Origin of the sequence: Hamadaea tsunoensis DSM 44101 (assembly GCF_000428945.1) — a bacterium.
Classification (GTDB): Bacteria; Actinomycetota; Actinomycetes; order Mycobacteriales; family Micromonosporaceae; genus Hamadaea; species Hamadaea tsunoensis.
Genome location: NZ_AUAX01000026.1, coordinates 30,399 through 44,375, shown reverse-complemented (window position 1 = coordinate 44,375; position 13,977 = coordinate 30,399). Strand labels below are relative to the sequence as shown.

Annotated in this window: 14 protein-coding genes and 2 tRNA genes; 9 read left to right on the top strand and 7 right to left on the bottom strand. The window is 70.7% G+C overall.

Going from position 1 to position 13,977, the window contains the following annotated elements; genetic code table 11:
* Positions 1–29: 29 nt before the first annotated feature.
* The 6 genes from G401_RS53550 to G401_RS49545 all read left to right on the top strand — a co-directional run bounded on the left by G401_RS53550 (position 30) and on the right by G401_RS49545 (position 5,398).
* On the top strand, positions 30–1,373 hold the full coding sequence (locus tag G401_RS53550) for an SRPBCC domain-containing protein (RefSeq protein ID WP_051367378.1): 1,344 nt from the start codon (positions 30–32) through the stop codon (positions 1,371–1,373).
* 40 nt (positions 1,374–1,413) lie between these two features.
* Positions 1,414–1,944 carry an SRPBCC family protein gene (locus tag G401_RS49550; protein WP_064741893.1) on the top strand — a complete coding sequence of 177 codons (531 nt, stop codon included), beginning with the start codon at positions 1,414–1,416 and terminating at the stop codon, positions 1,942–1,944.
* Positions 1,941–2,498 (top strand): TetR/AcrR family transcriptional regulator, encoded by a 558-nt coding sequence (locus tag G401_RS0130660; protein ID WP_027345493.1) that lies wholly within the window; start codon positions 1,941–1,943, stop codon positions 2,496–2,498. The genes G401_RS49550 and G401_RS0130660 overlap by 4 nt, the downstream gene beginning before the upstream one ends.
* 217 nt (positions 2,499–2,715) lie before the next feature.
* Entirely contained in the window at positions 2,716–3,531 is an 816-nt protein-coding gene (locus G401_RS0130655) for a hypothetical protein (protein ID WP_157546593.1), read from the top strand.
* Entirely contained in the window at positions 3,528–4,220 is a 693-nt protein-coding gene (locus G401_RS0130650) for an O-methyltransferase (RefSeq protein ID WP_407636958.1), read from the top strand. Before G401_RS0130655 ends, G401_RS0130650 begins: the two co-directional genes overlap by 4 nt.
* Positions 4,217–5,398 (top strand): 4-hydroxybenzoate 3-monooxygenase, encoded by a 1,182-nt coding sequence (locus G401_RS49545; RefSeq protein WP_051367377.1) that lies wholly within the window; start codon positions 4,217–4,219, stop codon positions 5,396–5,398. Before G401_RS0130650 ends, G401_RS49545 begins: the two co-directional genes overlap by 4 nt.
* On the opposite strand, the gene G401_RS0130640 is transcribed toward G401_RS49545, so the two are convergent.
* On the bottom strand, positions 5,388–7,001 hold the full coding sequence (locus tag G401_RS0130640; RefSeq protein WP_157546591.1) for a serine hydrolase: 1,614 nt from the start codon (positions 6,999–7,001) through the stop codon (positions 5,388–5,390). The two genes, G401_RS49545 and G401_RS0130640, sit on opposite strands and share 11 nt — an antisense overlap.
* A gap of 169 nt (positions 7,002–7,170) precedes the next feature.
* Here G401_RS0130640 and G401_RS0130635 point away from each other — a divergent pair, with 169 nt between their 5' ends.
* Both G401_RS0130635 and G401_RS0130630 read left to right on the top strand, forming a co-directional pair.
* Positions 7,171–7,779 carry a type IV toxin-antitoxin system AbiEi family antitoxin domain-containing protein gene (locus G401_RS0130635; protein WP_245601895.1) on the top strand — a complete coding sequence of 203 codons (609 nt, stop codon included), beginning with the start codon at positions 7,171–7,173 and terminating at the stop codon, positions 7,777–7,779.
* On the top strand, positions 7,776–8,675 hold the full coding sequence (locus G401_RS0130630; RefSeq protein WP_027345488.1) for a nucleotidyl transferase AbiEii/AbiGii toxin family protein: 900 nt from the start codon (positions 7,776–7,778) through the stop codon (positions 8,673–8,675). Before G401_RS0130635 ends, G401_RS0130630 begins: the two co-directional genes overlap by 4 nt.
* A 97-nt stretch (positions 8,676–8,772) precedes the next feature.
* Here G401_RS0130630 and G401_RS0130625 read toward each other — a convergent pair.
* From G401_RS0130625 to G401_RS0130615, 3 genes are all read right to left on the bottom strand, one after another.
* A tRNA-Met gene (locus tag G401_RS0130625) sits at positions 8,773–8,846 on the bottom strand.
* Between the two features lie 287 nt (positions 8,847–9,133).
* A tRNA-Met gene (locus G401_RS0130620) sits at positions 9,134–9,207 on the bottom strand.
* 112 nt (positions 9,208–9,319) lie between these two features.
* Positions 9,320–9,892, bottom strand: a complete 573-nt coding sequence (locus G401_RS0130615; RefSeq protein ID WP_027345487.1) for a YqgE/AlgH family protein — start codon at positions 9,890–9,892, stop codon at positions 9,320–9,322.
* A 47-nt stretch (positions 9,893–9,939) separates the two neighbouring features.
* Between G401_RS0130615 and G401_RS0130610 the strand changes: the two genes are divergently transcribed.
* The gene (locus tag G401_RS0130610) at positions 9,940–10,743 is read left to right on the top strand and encodes an S-methyl-5'-thioadenosine phosphorylase (protein ID WP_027345486.1); all 804 of its coding nucleotides are present in this window, start codon (positions 9,940–9,942) and stop codon (positions 10,741–10,743) included.
* 1 nt (position 10,744) lies between these two features.
* On the opposite strand, the gene G401_RS49540 is transcribed toward G401_RS0130610, so the two are convergent.
* The 3 genes from G401_RS49540 to G401_RS49535 all read right to left on the bottom strand — a co-directional run bounded on the left by G401_RS49540 (position 10,745) and on the right by G401_RS49535 (position 13,964).
* Entirely contained in the window at positions 10,745–11,128 is a 384-nt protein-coding gene (locus G401_RS49540) for a hypothetical protein (protein ID WP_051367375.1), read from the bottom strand.
* Between the two features lie 189 nt (positions 11,129–11,317).
* Positions 11,318–13,249, bottom strand: a complete 1,932-nt coding sequence (locus G401_RS0130600; RefSeq protein ID WP_027345485.1) for a cell wall-binding repeat-containing protein — start codon at positions 13,247–13,249, stop codon at positions 11,318–11,320.
* 79 nt (positions 13,250–13,328) lie between these two features.
* Positions 13,329–13,964 (bottom strand): hypothetical protein, encoded by a 636-nt coding sequence (locus tag G401_RS49535; RefSeq protein WP_064741891.1) that lies wholly within the window; start codon positions 13,962–13,964, stop codon positions 13,329–13,331.
* Between the last annotated feature and the right edge of the window lie 13 nt (positions 13,965–13,977).

The window sequence follows — 13,977 nt, the reverse complement described above, 5'->3', positions numbered from 1 at the left end:
CACCCAGGGTTCGCGATATCGTCCTGCCCGTGAGCGAGATTGTCCTCGATGTCGATCTGCCCCACCCGCCGGAGCGCGTGTGGCGCGCGCTGACCGATCCCGACGTGCTCGCGGGCTGGTTCATGTCGACCGATCTGGTCGCGCGGACCGGCGGGCGGCACCAGGCGTACCCGGCCGGCACGCCGGGGTTCACGGGCCCCTTCGACATCGAGGTCGATGAAGTCATCCCGGTCGAGCGGCTGGCGATGCGGTGGACCGGCGATCAGCTGCACGCCCAGGTCGTCTGGGAACTCGAGCGCACCGGCGCCGGCTGCCGCCTGCACGTCGCCCAGAGCGGCTTCCTGGGCGTGAACGGGACGGTGCGGCGACGGGAGCTGCGCCGCGCGTACGCCGAGATGTTCGAGGACCGGCTGCCCCGCGAGCTGGACCGCCTCGCTCAGCGGGAGATTCCGCGGCAGCGCGGTCCGGAGCTGATGCCCGCGGGCCGGGCGAACGCCGGCGAGCATCACATGGACAACGAGCTGCCGTCGGCCGCGTCGCCGGTACACCCCTCGGATCTGCGCGACCCCTCGGACCCCTGGGCGCTGAGCGACCCCGGCGTCTCCGCGGGGGTCGGGCTCGAGCCCGTGGGCGGCCCGATCGACGAGTCCACCACCCCGCCCGAGCACGGCGACCGCCGCCGGCGTCCGGGTGCTTTCGGTGCCCAGGAACGCGTACGCGTCGTGGCGATCGCGGTGACCGTGGCGATGGCCGTGGTGACGGTGGGCTGGCTGTGGCTGACCAGGCCGGTGCACCACGACGCTCCACCCGGGACGGCGACCTCGCCGGCCGCGACCGGTGTGGCGGGGTTCGGTGACCAGCCCGCGCTGCAGTCGCCCACGCCGGGCGCGAGCGGTTCGCTCGGGGGTGGCGTGCAGCCGTCGGGATCGGCGAACCCGGGTACCAGTGGCGACCCCGCGACCCAGACCAGCGGGAGCGCCGCTCCTTCGCCTGCCGGTTCGGCGGAAGCCACCCCCGGTACGCCGGAAGGCCAGCCCGCCCTCACCGCCGAGTACGCGACGCAGTCGTCGACGGGCCTGCTCGGCTACACGGTGGCCGTGACGGTCACCATCCACAACCGAGGTACGCAGGCCCGGCCCGACTGGAAGCTGGTGCTGACCGTGCCGTCCGGGGCCAACCTGGACTCGTTCTCCAGTTCGGTCTCGGCCAAGAAGGACGGTGGGACCGTGACGGTCACCCCCCGCGTGGGCGAGCTGGGCGCGGGCAGCGACACGGCGTTCTCGCTGACGTTCTCGGGCGGCTCGCTGCTCGGCATCGGCAGCGGCGGCGTCACCGGTTGCACGATCGACGGCGTGGCCTGCTCGAAGGCGTAGGGCTGTACCGAACGGTACACATGGGTGTACCGTTCGGTACATGAGGCTCACTGCGTCTACCGACACCCACGCCGATCCGCGTACGGCGTGGGAGGCACTGGTCGATGTCGGCACCTGGCCGCGCTGGACGGCCTCGATGACGACGGTCGAACGGCTCGACAGCGGCCCCTTGCGGGTCGGCAGCCGGGCGAGGATCAAGCAGCCCGGTTTCCCCACGCTCGTCTGGGAGGTCGACGAACTGCGCGAGGGCTCCGAGTTCACCTGGTCCACCCGATCGCCCGGCGTGCGTACGCGTGGGCGGCACGTGCTGACCGCCAATCCGGACGGGGGCACGAGGATCACCCTCGAACTGGAGCAGACGGGAGCGCTGGGGGTGGTCGTGGGCGCGCTCACGGGCGCGAAGACCCGGCGCTTCCTTCAGCTGGAAGCAGCCGGCCTGCGAGCGGCTTCCGAAGCAGCTTCCCCCGCTTCCCCGGCATCCCCCGCATCATCGGCTTCCCCGGCTTCCTCGGCCGGGGCGGCCGCGGTCGAATCCGCCGGCGTGCCCCGCCCGGCCGGCGAGGGACTGTGACCGCCGCCCGGGAGGCGCTCCTGGACCGGTGCATCGAGGTCCTGCACGCCCAGGGCTTCGGCGATCTCTCGCTGCGGGAGATCGCCGCGGCCGCCGGCACCAGCCACCGGATGCTCAACTACCACTTCGGCTCCCGGGACGGCCTGCTCGCCGCGGTCGTCGGGCGGATCGAGGCGACCCAGCGCGCCGCGCTCGCCGCGCTGACGGCCGGGGAAGGCGACGAACTGCGGGCGGGCGCGACCGCGTACTGGCGGCAGCTGAAGGAGCCGGGACTGGCCCCGGCGGAGCGGCTGTTCTTCGAGATCTACGCGCACGCGCTGCACGGTCGGGAGTGGACGGAGTCGTTCCGCGCGGCGGTGATCGGCGCGTGGGAAGCGCCGCTGGTCGAACTGCTGGGCCGGGTCGTCGGCCCCGGGGACGCGCGGGCGGCGGCGCGGCTGTCGCTGGCGGTCACCCGGGGGCTGCTCCTCGACCTGCTGCTGACGAAGGAGGACGAGGTGCTCGACGAGGCGATGGAGCTGTTCGGCCGGCTCCTCCTCGGGCGGCCCGCGTAGCGCCGCGCCGCGCTCCGTGGCGCCGCACGACACGCGGTCGTCCACATGCGATCAGTGCGGCCCGGCGCTGATAGGCTCCGCGCATACCTGCAAGATCACTGCATCGGTGCACTTCGGCGAGGTATACGCAACAGTACTCATCGATCAAACGCGCCTGGATCGGCCGGCCTGACGCCGGCTCGGCCAGGCGCCACATTGTGCGCTCATTCTACGGGGGATGATCACATTGCTCCTCAACGACGAGGAGACCTTCGCGCTGGCCGACCTGCATCGGTTGCGGCGTACGGTCGACAAGGCCAGGCACGCGCTCTCCGAGCCGCCCGGCGCGCTCCTGCCCCGGCGGGCGGACACGGCCCGAGCGGCCCGGCTGGTGGACGAGCACTGCGTCTTCGCGCACTGCGCGGTCCTGCTCTTTCCGGTCTCCATGGACGCCGCGCTGCGGTACTTCACCGAATGCGGCCTGCCCGCCCAGCCCGCCACGCCCAGCGTCGTCGTCCGTCACCGGCTGGCCGTCCGCCATGGGCTCGCGTACGGGGACTGCGAAATGTGGGTGACGCGGCTCTACGTGGAGGAACGCGGTCGCGCGTACCCGGCGGTGGAGGCTTTCCTGTTCCCGCAGCCGTCGGTCGCGGAGACGCCGATGAGCCGGGCCGAGCGCGCCTACGGCTACGAGGACCACGTCGCGCTCCAGCTCGTCGATCCGCAGCGGCCGGTCGTGGAGCAGCTGATGGCGGCGCTGGGCACCGAGGCCGGCCTGATCTGGGAGGGCGGCGGCTACACCCCGCACGACGGCCCGCGTGGCAGCACCGTTCTGTACTACGTCCGGGACGGACTCGCCGCGGTGGACGGGCCGACCCGATGGGAGCTGAACTGCCCCGGCGATTTCAGTGATCTCGTCCAACGGCATCCCGTGGACGCCGCCGCCGTGGCCCGCGCGTACGCGTCCTGGCCGGCCACGCCGCCCAGCCTGACCACGCCGCCCAGCCTGACCAGCCTGCCCGGCCTTGGCGGGCAACGTCGAGAGGTTCTGTGATAACCCAGACCGTCCCGGTCAAGAACACCGTTCTGACGCCCGAGCTGCACTCCTATGTGCTCTCGCACTGCCTGACCCCCGATCCGCTGCTCGACGATCTGGCGGCGCAGACGCGTACGCTGATTCCGGGGCAGGCGCACATGATGGTCGCGCCGGAGCAGGGCGCCCTGCTGACCCTGCTCGTCCGCCTGCTCCAGGCCCGGGCCGTGGTCGAGGTCGGGACGTTCACCGGCTATTCCAGCCTGTGCCTGGCCCGCGGGCTGCCCCTCGGCGGCACGCTCACCACCTGCGAGCTGTCCGCCGATTACGCCGCCGTCGCGCGGGCGTACTGGGAGCGGGCCGGGGTCGACGACCGGATCAGCCTGCGGGTCGGGCCCGCCCTGGACTCGTTGCGGGCGCTGCCTTCCGTCCCGCACGTGGACCTCGCGTTCATCGACGCCGACAAGCCGGGCTACATCGCGTACTGGGAGGAGCTCGTGCCCCGCATGGTCCCGGGCGGCCTGATCATCGTCGACAACACCCTGTTCAACGGCGAGGTCCTCGACGCCGATCCGGCGCCCAAACCGGCCGCGGTCGCCGCGTTCAACCGGCACGCCCTGGCGGATCCCCGGGTCGAGCGGGTCATGCTGCCCATCGCGGACGGCGTCCTGCTGGCCCGCCGGCTCTCCTACGCCGACCGGCCGCTGTGACCGCGCTGTCCACCCAGGTCTGCGTCGCCGGGGCGGGGCCCGCCGGCCTCGTCCTGGCCATCGCCCTCGGCCGGGCCGGCATCGACTGCACCGTCGTCGAGCGCCGGCCGCGCGCGTACCTCGAACAGCAGGCCCGGGCCGGGTTCCTGGAGCACCGGGTCGTCGCGTACCTGCGGGAACAGGGGGTCGCGCCCGGCCTCGACCAGGGGATGAGCCATGCCCGCTGCGAGTTCCGACTGCCGGACCGCCGGTTCTGCCTGCCCTACGGCGAGCTCGCCGGCGGCTTCGCGCACACCGTCTACCCCCAGCACCTCCTGGTGGCCGACCTGATCGCCACGCTCCTCGCCGAGGGCGGAAAGATCCTTTTCGAGTACGCGATCACCGGCGTCACGGGCCTGGACGGCGACCGCCCGAAGGTGACCTGCCGGGCCGATCAGGGACCGCCGGTCGACATCGCCTGCGACCTGGTCGCCGGCTGCGACGGGTGGCGCGGGGTCACGCGTACGGCGGTGCCGGCGGGCCCGCGTACCGTGGCCGTGCGGTATCCGTTCAACTGGCTCACCCTCCTGGCCGAGGTCCCGCCGGACGCCGACCAGGTCGTGTACGCCTTGCACGACAACGGCTTCGCCGGGCAGATGCCGCGTACGCCGAAAGTCAGCCGCTTCTACCTCGCCTGCCCGCCGGAGTCCGCAGTGGCGGACTGGCCGGACGACCGGGTGTGGAAGGAACTGGGGGAGCGGCTGTCGACGGGCGGGGCGCCCGCGCCCCGGCCGGGCCCGATCCTGGACAAGGGCATGCTCGCGATGCGCAGTGCGGTGACCGAGCCGATGCAGTACGGCCGCCTGTTCCTGGCCGGGGACAGCGCGCACCCGCTGACTCCGGTCGGCGCGAAGGGGATGAACCTCGCGATCGCCGATGCGGCCCACCTGGCCGGGGCGATGACCGCGTACTACCGGGACGGCGACGAGAGCCGGTTGCGGGGTTACAGCGACAGCCGCCTGCCGCTGGTGTGGCGCGCCCACGAGTTCTCCGACCGCTTCCTGCGCATGCTGCACCCCGCGGGCTCCGACTACGAGGACGCCCTGGGCAGATCGCGGTGGGATCAGCTCGAACGGAATTCGGCGGCGGCCCGGGTGTTCGCCGCCGAATACGTCGGTAGCGGCCCGCTCATCGCGTGAACGTGCCCATGCCCTGGTCGTCGAAGTATTCGAGGTTGAGGCGGTTGCCGCTGAACGTCGCCTTCGAGACCGACCCCGGTGGAGCGTTCTCGGTGTCGAGGTCGAACGCGAACGTGTCCCCGTCCCAGTGCTTCAGCGGGAAGTTCTTGCCCAGCCCCAGCGTCAGCACGAGCGCGCCCTTCTGCTCACTGATCTTCGCGGCGCCGTAGTAGTCGTTCGCGTACGTCCCGGCGTACTCCGCGAGCGGCTTCGCGGCGGCCGGGTTCGTGGGCGCGGGCTTGCCGACCAGCGATCCGACCGGCTCGATCAGCGGCGCGATCGCCTTGCCGACGAGGTCCAGGTAGTCGAACTTGACCTCGCCGAACTGCACGAGATCGGTGAAGCTGTCGTTGACCGCCTCCGGTACGCCGATCGGCCACGCGTTGGTCAGCGTCACGATCCCGACGTCGGCGGACGGCAGCACCGAGATGTTCGTGGCCCCGCCGGAGACGAACGCCCCCGAATGATTGAACCCGGTACGCCCCGACTGCGACGTGGTCACGTTGAACCCGTACCCGTAGAAACCCGCCCGCGCGTCCATCTGCCGCGGCTTGCCGGACACGATCTGCGCCGTGATCGCCGGCTGGAAGTCCGCCGGATCGTAGATCTTCCTACCCTCGAAGGTCCCGTCGCCGAGCACCATCCGCAGCCATTTCGCCATGTCGTTCACCGACGAGCTGACCCCGCCCGCCGGGTCCTGCTGATCCGGATCGCGTACCAGGCCGGGCACGAACCTGCCGTCGATCTTCTGGTGCAGCGTCGCCTTGTCCGTACGCTTCACGAAGTCGTTGTACCAGGAACTGGTCGACGTCATGCCGAGCGGCTTGTAGACCGCGTCCGCCGCCAGATCGGCCCACGCCATCCCGGACTTGCGCGCCACCGCCTCCGCTCCCGCGGTCAGGCCGTAGTTCGCGTACGCGTAACTGATCCGGAACGGGCTCAGCTTGTGCAGGTGCAGATGATCGAGAATGTACTGCCGGTCGTAGCCCAGATCCTCCAGCTTGTCCCCGGCCGCCGGCGGAAGCCCGGTCCGGTGCGAGAACGCGTCGCCGACGGTCACATGCCCCGAGACCCACGGGTCGGCCAGCTTGAAGCCCGGCATCGCCTCCGCCAGAGGCATGTCCCACGAGGCGACACCCTTCGTGGCCGCCGCCGCGACGACCGTCGCCGACACCGACTTCGAGACCGAGGCGACCTGGAAGACCGTGTCGGGATCCACCTTCGCGCCCGTGCCGACGTCGCGTACGCCGAAGCCCTTCGCGTACACGACCTTGTCGCCGTGCACGACGGCGACGGCGGCGCCGGGGATCCCGGACCTCTTCATGACATCGTCAACGATGCCGTCGAGCTTGGCCACGGCCTTGTTGACGGCGTCCTCCGGCAGCGGGATGCCGGCCTGGACGTTCGGCGGCTCGGCCGAGGCAGTCGGCGCGGTGGTGGCCAGGAACGCGTCGGTCGACCCGGAGGTGCACCCGAAAGCGGACCCGGCCGTGGCGAGCAGAACGGCGGCGACGCCGAGCCGGCGGTACCGCCGCAGATGGGTGTCGGCACGGCTGGATTTCATCAGGCCCCCCGAAAGCTCGCAAAACCGGCAAATCAGCCGTGAGCCTAACCCCCACCGGTACGCATACCCAGTCCATGACCCGCATGGCGAATCCAGGCTTGAGTCCACCGCGCGGCCGCGTCGTGGGGTATCGCTTACACATAGCCGTAGTGTGTATACAATTTCCTACGTGAGTTCTGGTGCTGACGGCCTCCGGCCCGCCAGGGTGCTCCGCGAACTGCCGGCCGTGTTCACATATAGCCAGGCGCGGGCGCTCGGCGTCCCCGAACGTGAGCTGTATTGGTTGCGCGACAAGGGCTTCATCGAGTCGATCGCCCGAGGTATGTATCGGCGCCACGACCTCGATCCAGCGAACATCGACCTCGTGGAGGTCGTGCTCAGAGCGCCCGCCGCGACTCTGTGCCTCACCACCGCCCTGGCCCGGCACCAGCTGACCGACGCCATTCCAGCGTCCATCGACGTCGCCCTGCCGCGCGGTCAGCGCCACCCGTCCACGATCGCCCCCGTTTCCTGGAGATCCTTCGATTCGGCCACCTTCGAGATCGGCCGCGACATCGAACCACTCGACGATGACGTCGGCATCGGAATCTACGGGCCCGAACGCAGCATCATCGACGCCTTCCGCCTACGCCACCTCGAAGGCCCGGAGTTGGGCAACGACGCGCTCCGACGCTGGCTACGCCGCAGAGGCAGCTCTCCTGCCCGGCTGCTCGCCATGGCCCGCCGCTTCCCCCGAGCCGAACGACCACTACACGCCGCGCTGGAGATCTTGTTGTGACTGTCCGCCCCACACGCGCGACCACCGGCGGACGCGCCTACCTGGATCTCCAAAATCTCGCTCGCCGCACGACCCGCCCCACCGACGAACTGCATCAGCTGTACGCCCTGGAGGGCTTCCTCGCCCGGCTGGCGGACTCGCCGTACGCCGAGAAGCTCGTTCTCAAAGGCGGCGTGCTGCTGGCCGCCTACGACACCCGGCGGCCGACCCGTGACGTCGATCTGCAAGGCCAGAACCTGCCCAACGACACCGGGCATGTGCTCGGCATCATCCGCCAGGTGGCGGCGATGGACCTGGACGACGGCCTGGCCTTCGACGCCGATGAAGCGATCGCGGAGACCATCCGCGACGAGGACGACTACACCGGCGTACGCGTGAGCCTCACCGGCCAGCTGTCCGCGGCCCGTCTGAGCCTGCATGTCGATGTCAGCGTCGGGGATCCGATCCGGCCCGCGCCCACTGCCGTCACGTTGCCGCGGCTGCTCGAAGGCGAGATCACACTGATCGGCTATCCGTTGCCCATGGTCCTGGCCGAGAAGCTCGTGACCGCCGTCCAGCGCGGCACGGCGAACACCAGATGGCGCGACTACGCGGACGTCTACCTGCTGACCCGCCGCCATGACGTCGACGGTCGAGATCTGCGGACAGCCGTCGAGACGGTCGCCGAATACCGCGACGTCCGCCTCATTCCGCTGGCCGAGGTGCTCGACGGTTACGCAGCGCTCGCGCAGAACCGATGGGCGGCATGGCGACGCAAGACCCGCGTCGACGACCGGCTCCCGGCGGATTTCGGCGAGGTCGTGCGAGCGGCAAGCGACTTCCTCGATCCGATCCTGCCGTCGGGCAGTTCCCTACGGAAGTGGATCGCGAGTGCCCGTGCCTGGACGACGCCCTAGCCATGAGGTTCGCCTACCGGCCGCGCCTGGTCCGGAATGCAGATCACCCCGGACCATCTGGTCCGGGGTGATGTTGTCCGAAGACGCTTTCACTTTGTAGCGGGGACAGGATTTGAACCTGCGACCTCTGGGTTATGAGCCCAGCGAGCTACCGAGCTGCTCCACCCCGCGTCGGCTTCATCAGTCTAGCCTGGCTGCCCCTCCCACCGCGAATCCAGTGGGAGCCCCATGGCGGATCCGGATATCGGCTTCACTTTGAGCGCGATGACCAGCCCATCCTCGCGCTTGAAGATCGCGTATTTTCCGCATCTGCAGAGATTGTTTTCCGCGTTTGCAGGCGCTGGATTCCGCATCTGCGGGGCGCCGCGGAAATCCATGACGAGAGCCGAGGGCCAGACAGCAAAACACCCCGAACCAATGGTTCGGGGTGGCGCTTGTCCGAAGACTTCTTCACTTTGTAGCGGGGACAGGATTTGAACCTGCGACCTCTGGGTTATGAGCCCAGCGAGCTACCGAGCTGCTCCACCCCGCGTCGGCTTCTAAAGGTTACCCCAGGGCGTCGGCCCCGCCAAATCCATATCGCTCGCGGTCCTGTCACTCCCGTCACATCCGGCAAGAGGGACGATCCCCACCAGGACGGACGCTCAGTTCAGCGACGGGTCGGACGGGTAGTGGGCGATCGCCGACAGCAGGCCGCCCTGGCGCCGCCAGACCATCGCCCAGAGGTCGTCGGGCCGGGCGGAGAACGCGTCGGAGGGCAGCGAGTGGCAGACGTGCCAGGAGCCGCTGTCGATCTCCGCTTCCAGCTGGCCGGGGGACCAGCCGCTGTAGCCGGCGAAGACGCGTACGGTCTCGATGCGTTCGCGCATGCCGGCCGGATCTCGCGACAGGTCGACCGTGCCGATCTGGCCGACGACCCGGCTGAAGCCGAGGAAGCCGGCGACGCCGTGGCGGGCCCGGGCCACGCAGATCGCGGAGTCCGGCTGGACGGGACCGCCTTCGAACAGGACCGCCGGTTCGGGGGCCATGGTCTCCCAGCCGGGCAGGACTTCGCGTACGGCGGTGCCGGTCGCTCGGTTGAGGACGACACCGAGCGCGCCGGAGTTCTCGTGGCCGAGCACGAGCACGACGCTGCGCTCGAAGTTGGGGTCACGCAGATTGGGCGTGGCCACCAGCAGTTGCCCCGTCAGCTCCACGCGCTCCACGCCCGATGTCATGGGTTGCACCATATCCGTCCTCACCCGCTGCCGATAAGGTCTGCTTCATGAGCCGCAGCGCAGACCTCGCAGTGATCGGTGGATCGGGACTCTATGCGCTGTTGGAGGACGCGGTCGAGCAGAAAGTCGACACACCCTTCGGCGACCCCTCGGACGTGGTCACCATGGCCACGGTGGGTGGTCGTGACGTGGCGTTCCTGCCCCGGCATGGAAGAGATCATCGATTTCCGCCGCATCGGATCAACTATCGCGCCAACCTCTGGGCGCTGCGGTCGCTGGGCGTACGCCAGATCCTCGCGCCCTGTGCCGTCGGCGGCCTGCGACCGGAGCTGGGGCCGGGCACTTTCGTGCTGCCGGACCAGGTTCTGGACCGGACGACGTCGCGCGTACGCACCTTCTACGACACCGGTGCCGTCCATCTGACGTACGCCGACCCCTACTGCCCGGCCGGGCGGGACGCGGTCCGGGTGACCGCTGCCGAGCAGGGGCAGGAGATCGTGGACGGCGGGACCATGGTCGTCATCGAGGGGCCGCGTTTCTCCAGCCGGGCCGAGTCCCGCAGCTACACCGCGGCCGGTGGGGCGGTGGTGAACATGACCGGTGAGCCGGAGGCGACGCTGGCCCGGGAACTGGGGCTCTGCTACACGTCGATCGCGCTCGTCACCGATCTGGACGCCGGCGTCGAGGGCGATCACGGCGTGACGCAGGAAGAAGTGTTCCGCGTGTTCGGGGAGAACACCGAACGCCTCCGCGCGCTCCTGCTCGCCGCGATCGGTCGGTTGCCGGAGACGCGTACGTGCCCCTGTTCGTCCAGTTTGGACGGACTGGCGCTGCCGATCGAGCTGCCCTGAGTCAGCCCGGTTCGCCGATGTCGATCAGGTACGCCTCGTAGACGAGATTCGCTCCGCGCTGCCGGTGCGAGCTGACGTCCGCCAGGAGGCAGGCCGCCCAGTCGCGCCACCGTTCGAGGTCCACGACGGCCGACGGCGGCGCGTCGAGGGCGGCGAGGATGGCTCGGTGGTCGTCGACCAGGGCCCGGATGCCGGGTTCGAGGCGGGGCGCGTCGCGCAGCAGCCTCGCGTAGGTGCCGGCGGGGCCTTCGGTCGCGCGGACGTGCTCGCTCATCTCCTCACGGAGCGCACGCAGGCTGTCGGACAGGGACTTCTCCCAGTGCGGCCCGGCGGGCGGCAGTGCCACCGTGCGGGCGAGACCACGGATCGCGTGCGGAAGATCCATCGCGCACCTCCGGCCAGAGAGGGGCATTGTCCGTCCCTCGATGGTGCGCCCGCGGAGAAGGCCCTGTCCAGAGGGCCGGCACGACAACCTCGGCCGACCGTGTGGCCGGTGATGCGGCCGGCCGGATCCCGATCACGAAAACGCCCGTGGACCACCAGGCCCACGGGCGTCCCCACGCGATCGGACGAACTACATCTTGGCGACCGGGTTCTCGCCGGTGGCGTACCCGAGGGGGCCCGCCGTCCAGCCGCCGACCTGCGCGTCCACCCCCGCCTGCGCCACGGCGCCGACGAGCAGGACGGTGTCGACCGACGCGGACGAGTCCTGCAGCCACTGCTGGGCGTCGGCGTCCACCTTGCCCGACGACACCGGCACGACCGCCGAGCCGAACCCGTGGGCCAGCGAGGCCGCGATCGCCGCGGTGAGCTGGTCGGCCGGGTCCACCAGGACCGCGACGTCGGGGCTGGCCGTGAACGTCGTGGCCACCACCGTCGCCAGGGAGCCCCCGGTCAGCGGCTTCACCTTCAGCTTGGCGTTCTTGCCCGGCCAGGTCGCGGCGACGGCCTGCTGCGCCTTGTCGCCGATCGGGTAGACCACGCCGTCGGCGTACAGCTTGTTGAGGTACTTCTGCGCCGCGTCGGGCAGGGTCGCGCCGTTCGCGTACAGGACGGTGACACCCTCCAGAGTGGAGGCCTCGGCGATGGCGGCGGTGTCGTCGGAGGAGACCACGGCCACCGCGGCGGCGCTCTCCGCCGGGACGCTCGCGGTCGCGGCCGCGGCAGCCAGCGCCGCGGCATCCTTCCCCGACACCCGCTGGACCTGGTAGTGCAGCGCCTTCAGGTCCTTGTCCACCTGCGCCGAGAGCACGTCGGTGCCGCCGACCACGAAGATCGTGGGCTGACCGTACGCGTCCTTCACCTTCCCGAGTACGCGCTGCAGCTCGGCCTTGACCGCGGCGTCGAGCGTGGTGCCCGAGGTGAGCAGCAGCGGGCCGTGCGCCGCGCCGGTGAGCTGGGCGGCGGCCAGGGCCAGCTCGGGCTTGGCCGCGGAGGCGATGACGACGCTGCCGGCCGGCCGGGTGTCCTGGGTCTGCATGAACTCGGTGACCTTGGGCCAGCGCGCCTGCGAGGCCGAGATCGAAAGGGCCACCGGGTCCGCGCCGGTGACGCGGTCGACGCGGTCGACGGCGGCGGGCAGGAAGCTGGGCACGCCCGGCGTGGACGCGACCGACTGCGGCTTGTTCTCCTTGGCCCCGGCCGGGATCTTCGCGGCGATGCTCTCGACACCGGTCTTGGTCGCGTACGCGATCGACTTGCCGTCCGGCGTCCAGGTGAGGTGCGTCGGGGACGCGGCGCCGAAGGAGATCTGGGTCGGCTTGGCCTTGTCCTGGTTGGCGATGACCGAGATCTGCCCGTTCTTCGCCACGTACGCGACGGCCTTGCCGTCCGGCGAGACGGCGGGCTCGGTGCCGTCGGCGGCCTTGAGGCCCCACGGCTCGCGCTGGTTGACGTCGAGCACCCACACCTCGGGGCCCTTCGACCCGGCGTGCTGGAACGCGATCTCGCCGGTGCCCGCGAACAGGCCGGTGTTGCTCATCGCGCTCGGCGAGGAGTTGCCCGACTCGGGCGAGTCCGAGCCCAGTACGCCGTTGTAGACGGCGGTGTCGCGCCAGCGGTCGGTGTGGCCGTTGGCGGAGGTCTGCATGACGTTGACGGCCTTGGCCGTCTTCTCCGTGAACAGCACCGAGCCCGAGAACCAGGCCGGGTGCGAGCGCGTGACGCCGTCCTTCTTCTCGGTCAGGACGAGGACGCCGGTGCCGTCCGGCCGGGCGGTCGCGACGTTGCCGTCCCCGTCGATGTACGCGATGCGGCTGCCGTCGGGCGACCACACGGCGTCGGTGACCGTCGACGGGAAGGTCACCGTCCGGGTGCCGATGCGCACGTTGGCGGTGCCGTCCGACAGCAGCAGATCGCCGGCGGCGTACGCGACGGCCGGCGAGGCGCCCGCGGACGGGCTCGAGGACGCCGACGGGGTGGAGGGGTTGCATGCCGCGAGGACGGCGGCCGATGCCACGACTACGGCGGTGGTCGCGGCCCGCTGGCGCGCGAGCTGGGTACGCATCTTGAGTGCTCCGAGAATCCTGTGAGGAGGTGACGCAGTGGCACGAAGGTAGCGGAGATCCGCAACCGTCGGCAGGATCTCAGGATGTGAGGTAGGACGCGAACCGCGCGTCGGCGGCTTCCTCATCGGACAGCAGGTAGGCCGGACATGGCGTGACCTGCGTGGACTCCCCGGCGACCGCGGCGATCAAGCGCGGTAGCTGCTCCTCGCCGTTCTCGTGGCGCAGAAACTCGACAACTTTGCCGAACCGAAACATCATGACGTCGGCGTACCGGTGGTCCATCTCGGCGAAGCCGACGACCGCCCCGCCGAGCCCGCGCTTGTCGCCTCTGGCCGCTTCGACGACCGACGCGTCGGCACCCCGGCGAGCCGTCGGCCGGGCCAGATACGGGCAGGTCACGGCGGCGTACAACATGCAGGAGCGGTGGCCCGGGGCCTCGACGGTCGGCGCCGCGTTGCGGAAGCCGGGCCCGGCCGCCTCGATCGCGTCGGCCTCCGCCCCGGCGACCACCCGCCAGACCGGGCCGGGCGCCATCGGCGTACCGCAGATGGAGCAGAGCCTTTCCACAGCGCAGATGAAGGTACGCGCGGTGCCGGTGCTCGCGAAGCGGGGAACGCCGTCCACCCACGGCGTGATCGCGAGGACGGGGTAGCCGCGCTCGTCGCGGGGGCGGGCGGCGACCAGTGGGGGCATGGGGATGTCCGAGACGCGCACGCCCCCACGGTAG

Bases quoted from the DNA above. Each gene is read 5' to 3' on its own strand.
- G401_RS49550 (WP_064741893.1), top strand. From the start codon at position 1,414: ATGAGGCTCACTGCGTCTACCGACACCCACGCCGATCCGCGTACGGCG.
- G401_RS0130655 (WP_157546593.1), top strand. From the start codon at position 2,716: ATGATCACATTGCTCCTCAACGACGAGGAGACCTTCGCGCTGGCCGAC.
- G401_RS0130640 (WP_157546591.1), bottom strand. From the start codon at position 7,001: ATGAAATCCAGCCGTGCCGACACCCATCTGCGGCGGTACCGCCGGCTC.
- G401_RS0130615 (WP_027345487.1), bottom strand. From the start codon at position 9,892: ATGACATCGGGCGTGGAGCGCGTGGAGCTGACGGGGCAACTGCTGGTG.
- G401_RS0130610 (WP_027345486.1), top strand. From the start codon at position 9,940: ATGAGCCGCAGCGCAGACCTCGCAGTGATCGGTGGATCGGGACTCTAT.
- G401_RS49540 (WP_051367375.1), bottom strand. From the start codon at position 11,128: ATGGATCTTCCGCACGCGATCCGTGGTCTCGCCCGCACGGTGGCACTG.
- G401_RS0130600 (WP_027345485.1), bottom strand. From the start codon at position 13,249: ATGCGTACCCAGCTCGCGCGCCAGCGGGCCGCGACCACCGCCGTAGTC.